This is a genomic window from Ferrovibrio sp. (assembly GCF_029255545.1).
Classification (GTDB): domain Bacteria; phylum Pseudomonadota; class Alphaproteobacteria; order Ferrovibrionales; family Ferrovibrionaceae; genus Ferrovibrio.
This window is the reverse complement of sequence record NZ_JANLJJ010000095.1, coordinates 1-4,657: the sequence shown is the minus strand read 5'-3', so window position 1 is coordinate 4,657 and position 4,657 is coordinate 1. Positions and strand designations below refer to the sequence as shown.

General features: G+C 62.7%; 7 protein-coding genes. 3 read left to right on the top strand and 4 right to left on the bottom strand.

All coding sequences use genetic code 11. The features are described from left to right. Positions 1-217 (bottom strand): hypothetical protein (locus Q1J79_RS18925; RefSeq protein ID WP_300303542.1); only part of this gene is annotated, 217 nt, incomplete at its 3' end. 244 nt (positions 218-461) lie between these two features. Here Q1J79_RS18925 and Q1J79_RS18920 point away from each other — a divergent pair. Genes Q1J79_RS18920 through mmsB form a run of 3 tightly spaced genes read left to right on the top strand, consistent with a single transcriptional unit; the run spans position 462 to position 3,603 of the window. After that, complete coding sequence (locus Q1J79_RS18920; RefSeq protein ID WP_300303539.1) at positions 462-1,613, top strand: isobutyryl-CoA dehydrogenase; 1,152 nt, start codon at positions 462-464, stop codon at positions 1,611-1,613. A 22-nt stretch (positions 1,614-1,635) separates the two neighbouring features. After that, complete coding sequence (locus tag Q1J79_RS18915; RefSeq protein WP_300303536.1) at positions 1,636-2,685, top strand: enoyl-CoA hydratase/isomerase family protein; 1,050 nt, start codon at positions 1,636-1,638, stop codon at positions 2,683-2,685. Between the two features lie 27 nt (positions 2,686-2,712). Beyond that, positions 2,713-3,603 (top strand): 3-hydroxyisobutyrate dehydrogenase, encoded by an 891-nt coding sequence (gene mmsB, locus Q1J79_RS18910; RefSeq protein WP_300303533.1) that lies wholly within the window; start codon positions 2,713-2,715, stop codon positions 3,601-3,603. 10 nt (positions 3,604-3,613) lie between these two features. Here the strand turns inward: mmsB and Q1J79_RS18905 are convergent, their stop codons facing one another. From Q1J79_RS18905 to Q1J79_RS18895, 3 genes are all read right to left on the bottom strand, one after another. Further along, the gene (locus tag Q1J79_RS18905; RefSeq protein WP_300303530.1) at positions 3,614-4,132 is read right to left on the bottom strand and encodes a PRC-barrel domain-containing protein; all 519 of its coding nucleotides are present in this window, start codon (positions 4,130-4,132) and stop codon (positions 3,614-3,616) included. Positions 4,133-4,146: 14 nt separating this feature from the next. Beyond that, complete coding sequence (locus Q1J79_RS18900; RefSeq protein ID WP_300303527.1) at positions 4,147-4,335, bottom strand: hypothetical protein; 189 nt, start codon at positions 4,333-4,335, stop codon at positions 4,147-4,149. A gap of 83 nt (positions 4,336-4,418) precedes the next feature. Next, positions 4,419-4,657: RidA family protein (locus tag Q1J79_RS18895; protein ID WP_300303524.1), on the bottom strand; the 239-nt coding region annotated here is incomplete at its 5' end.

Genomic DNA, 4,657 nt, shown 5'->3' with positions numbered 1-4,657 from the left:
CAGGAGATTGCAAAGCAATCAACAACGCGGCCAGACACAACGCGGCCAGCATTGTAGCGAGCAGGCGGGAAAGGATGGGCAGGCGGTCGCGGGTCAGCAGGGCGAAGCCGCCCAGAAGCGCCGCCATGGCAATATCGATATGAAACGGCGAGTGCCCGGGCAGCCAGGTGGCGGTTTCGCCGGTAAGCCATGGCCCGTAGGCCAGCAGGCCTGCCATGCCGACCAGGATGATGGCCAGGGAGTAGGCCACGCCACGCAACGGCCAGCCGGAACCGGCACTGACCTCCGGCAGTGTTGCAGAGGGGGGTGGCGTCAGCATTGTAAGGGTTGGCGGCTCATCGGTGGGCGCGAAGCTAGCATGCGGGCCGCAGTCATGCGACTCTGCTGGCGACTCAGCCGTAGCCGGAGCGTTGACGGCGGCAGGAGGGGCGATTAAGACCCGCTTTAAGGGAGAAAGCGCGATGCTGTTCGAGTTATCCGATGATCAGCGGGCCATCCAGGAAACGGCACGGCGTTTTGCCGCTGATCGCATGCTGCCCGGCGCCGCGCGTTGGGATGAAGAAAAGCACTTTCCGGTTGAGGAGTTAAGGGAGGCCGCGGCGCTTGGCTTCGGCGGCATCTATGTCCGCGACGATGTCGGCGGCTCCGGGCTGAGCCGCCTGGATGCCGCGATCATTTTCGAGGAACTGGCAGCCGGGTGTACTTCTACGGCGGCCTATATCTCAATCCACAACATGGCAGCCTGGATGATTGACCGCTTCGGCAGCGAGGCGCAGCGCCAGCGCTTCCTGCCCGGCCTGTGCAGCATGGAGACGTTCGCGTCCTACTGCCTGACCGAGCCCAATGCCGGCTCCGACGCCGCAGCGCTGCAGACCAAAGCCGTTGATGCCGGCGATCACTATGTGCTGAACGGCACCAAGGCCTTCATTTCCGGCGGCGGACGCTCGGACGTCTATGTCTGCATGGTGCGGACCGGCGAGGCGGGCGCGCGCGGCGTCTCGTGCCTGATCGTCGAAAAGGGCATGCCGGGGCTATCGTTCGGCGCGCAGGAGCGCAAGCTCGGCTGGAACAGCCAGCCGACCGCCATGGTGATCTTCGAGGATTGCAGGGTGCCGAAGGCCAATCTGGTCGGCGCCGAGGGTGAGGGCTTCCGTATCGCCATGGCGGGCCTGGATGGCGGTCGCATCAATATCGGCGCCTGTTCGCTGGGCGCCGCCAAGGCCTGCCTGACGACAGCGCGCGAATATGTCGCCAACCGCAAGCAGTTCGGCAATGCCATCGCCAGTTTCCAGGCCACGCAGTTCAAGCTGGCCGATATGGCGACCGACCTTGCCGCAGCGCGGCTGATGATCCGGCAGGCTGCCGCGATGCTGGATGCCAAGCATCCCGAGGCCACGATGTATTGCGCCATGGCCAAACGGTTGGCGACGGATAATGGCTTTGCCATCTGCAACGAGGCGCTGCAGCTGCATGGCGGTTATGGCTACCTGAAGGATTATCCGGTTGAGCGTTATCTGCGCGATGCGCGCGTGCACCAGATTCTGGAAGGCACCAACGAGATCATGCGGGTGATCATCTCCCGCGCGCTGTTGTCCGGTTCGTTCCACGATTGATTGACGTACCTGCAAGGACCCCATGACCGACGATATCCTGTTTGCCGTCCGCAACGGCGTTGCCACCATCCAGCTCAACCGCCCGAAGGCCCTGAATGCCCTGACGCATGACATGTGCGTGCCGCTGGAGCGCCATCTGCGCGACTGGGCCAAGGATCCGGCAGTGAAAGCCGTGATCATCAAGGGCAGTGGCGAAAAAGCCTTCTGTGCTGGCGGCGACATCCGCAAGCTGGCTGATCGCGAGCCGGGCGGCGCCGAATACCGCCAGCGCTTCTGGTATGACGAATATCGCTGCAATACCCTGATTGGCGAATTTCCGAAGCCGTTTATTGCGCTGATCGACGGCATCTTCATGGGCGGCGGCGTCGGCCTGTCTGTACATGGCAGCCATCGCATCATCAGTGAGCATGCGCATTTCGCAATGCCGGAAACCGGCATCGGCCTGTTCCCGGATGTTGGCGGCACGTATTTCCTGCCGCGGTGCCCGGGTGAACTCGGCGTCTATCTGGGTCTGACCGGAACGCGCCTGAAGGGCGCTGATATCATCACGGCCGGCATCGCCACGCATTTCGTGCCGCGTGAAAAGATGGCGGCGCTTGAAGAGGCTCTGGTGGCTGCGGCGCCGGCCGACAAGGCTGCCGTCGATGCCGTTGTTACCGGATTCGCAACCGATCCCGGCCCGTCGCCCCTGGCCGAGGTCAAGTCGCAGATCGATCGCCTGTTCGCTGGTGCCAGCATGGCCGAGATCATGGCGGCCCTGGAAGCCGATGGCAGCCCCTTCGCACAGGAGCAGGCCCGCACCATCCGATCGAAATCCCCGACCTCGGTGAAGTTGACCTTTGCCCAGTTGCGGCGCGGTCGCAGCCTGTCGCTGCGCGACTGCATGCGGCTGGAATGGCGCATATGCAATCATGTCGCCGACGGGCATGACTTCTACGAAGGCGTCCGCGCCGTGATCATCGACAAGGATCACCAGCCGAAATGGCGGCCAGCAACACTGGAGGCCGTGGTTGATTATGAGATCGAAAAGTATTTCGAACCTGTGCTGCAGGGCGAATTGCAGTTTGACTGAACAATAAGAATACAGGTGGAGGAAACCATGGCGAATATCGGTTTTATCGGCGTTGGCAACATGGGCGGCCCGATGGCGCGCAACCTGCTCAAGGCCGGGCACAAGGTGAAGGCCTTCGACCTGATGCCAGAGCTGGTTCAGAATGTGGTCGGCGCGGGCGGCACCAAGGCTGGCTCGGCGCAGGAAGCGGCGCAGGATGTCGATGTTGTCATCAGCATGCTGCCGGCCGGCAAGCATGTGCTGAGCGTCTATACCGGCGATAAGGGTATCCTTGCCGTCGCAAAACCGGGCACGCTGTTCATCGACAGCTCGACTATCGACGTCAAATCGGCCCGTGAGGCGATTGCCGCGGCTGAGGCCAAAGGCATGCTGATGGTGGACGCGCCAGTTTCGGGCGGCGTGGCGGGGGCCGAGAATGCCGCGCTCACGTTCATGGTTGGTGGCTCCGATGCGGCTTTCGCCAAGGCCAGGCCGGTGCTGGAGGCCATGGGCAAGAAGATCGTGCATGCCGGCGGGGCCGGGAATGGCCAGGTGGCCAAGATCTGCAACAACATGGTACTCGGGATCAGCATGATCGCCGTGTCCGAGGCCTTCGTGATGGCGGAAAAGCTCGGTCTTTCCGCACAGGCGATGTTCGATATCGTCTCCAGCTCATCGGGCTCCTGCTGGGCGCTGGTCAACCACTGCCCGGTACCGGGCCCGGTGCCGACCTCGGCGGCCAACCGCGATTACAAACCAGGCTTTGCGGCCGAACTGATGCTGAAGGATCTGAAACTGTCGCAGGAGGCGGCGCGCAGTGCCGGGGCACAGACGCCACTGGGCGCCGAGGCCACCGCGCTGTTTTCCGAATACGTTCAGGGCGGCAACGGGCCGTCCGACTATTCAGGCATCATCCGCATGATCCGCAGCATGAACTGACGCATATCCGTCAGCTTTGGTCGGGCCTTGCCTTCGGCATGTTGCGCAGCTCATCCCGGCTCAGATCGGTAACGAAGGCGGCATCCTTGTCCCTGATTTCCAGGCGGAGATGCCGCCATTCGATTTCCACCCGCTCTTCCGTCAGGCCCAGCAGCCTGTCGATTCCAATAATAACTGAAAGGACCTTGCCGTTCTGATCGACGACAAGGTTTTCAATCTCGCCGATCTTGGTGCCCTGGGCGTCGTGCAAGGGCTGGCCGAGGATGGCCGCCTGTGCCTGGCTGTGCTCGGGCATGTTCTCCCTGACAGAGAAATCGGGTGCTTTTGATTTCTCCCCTTCGGGTATGCCTGGCACCGCGTTGGGCCCAGGGACGGCGGCGCGTGGCTGACGGGGCGCCGGTTCTTCCTGCTTGGAGGCCTGGGCCAGGAACCGGGGCTGCGCCATGGCGGCATGATGCAATCCCAGCAAGGCCAGGCCCGTGACAGTGGCTGCGATGATGGGTGGGCGGGAAAAACGTTGTCTGGTCATGGAACACCTTCCATTCAGCGCGCGACCACGACAGGCGCGATACCTGCAGGCATATGCGGCTGGCCACTTCTCGCCTGGAACTGTTGCCTGATTGTTGATGAATCATCAGCAAGCCGAGCCGGGCGATGGATTTGATTACCCAGTACCAGGAACGGCAGGCTGGCGATGATGGCGGCCAGCAGGATGAGGCAGATGTCGCGCATGGTTTGTCCCCTGCTCGCATGCTGGCGGAGGCGGGTTCCGCTGCGCAGGAATAAACAAACCAGAAAGCGGGAAGTTCCGCGGTTTATGCCGTCGGCAGCACCGCAGTGGCCTCGATTTCTATCTTGGCGCGGTCTTCCAGCAGGGCGGCGACCTGCACCAGGGTCATTGCGGGGTAGTGTTTGCCGATGATCTCGCGGTAGACCTTGCCCAGATCGGCATTGCGGGCGAGGTAATCCTTCTTGTCGACCACATACCAGGTCATGCGGACGATATGCTCGGGGCGGGCGCCGGCCTCGGCCAGAACGCGCACGATATTGCGCA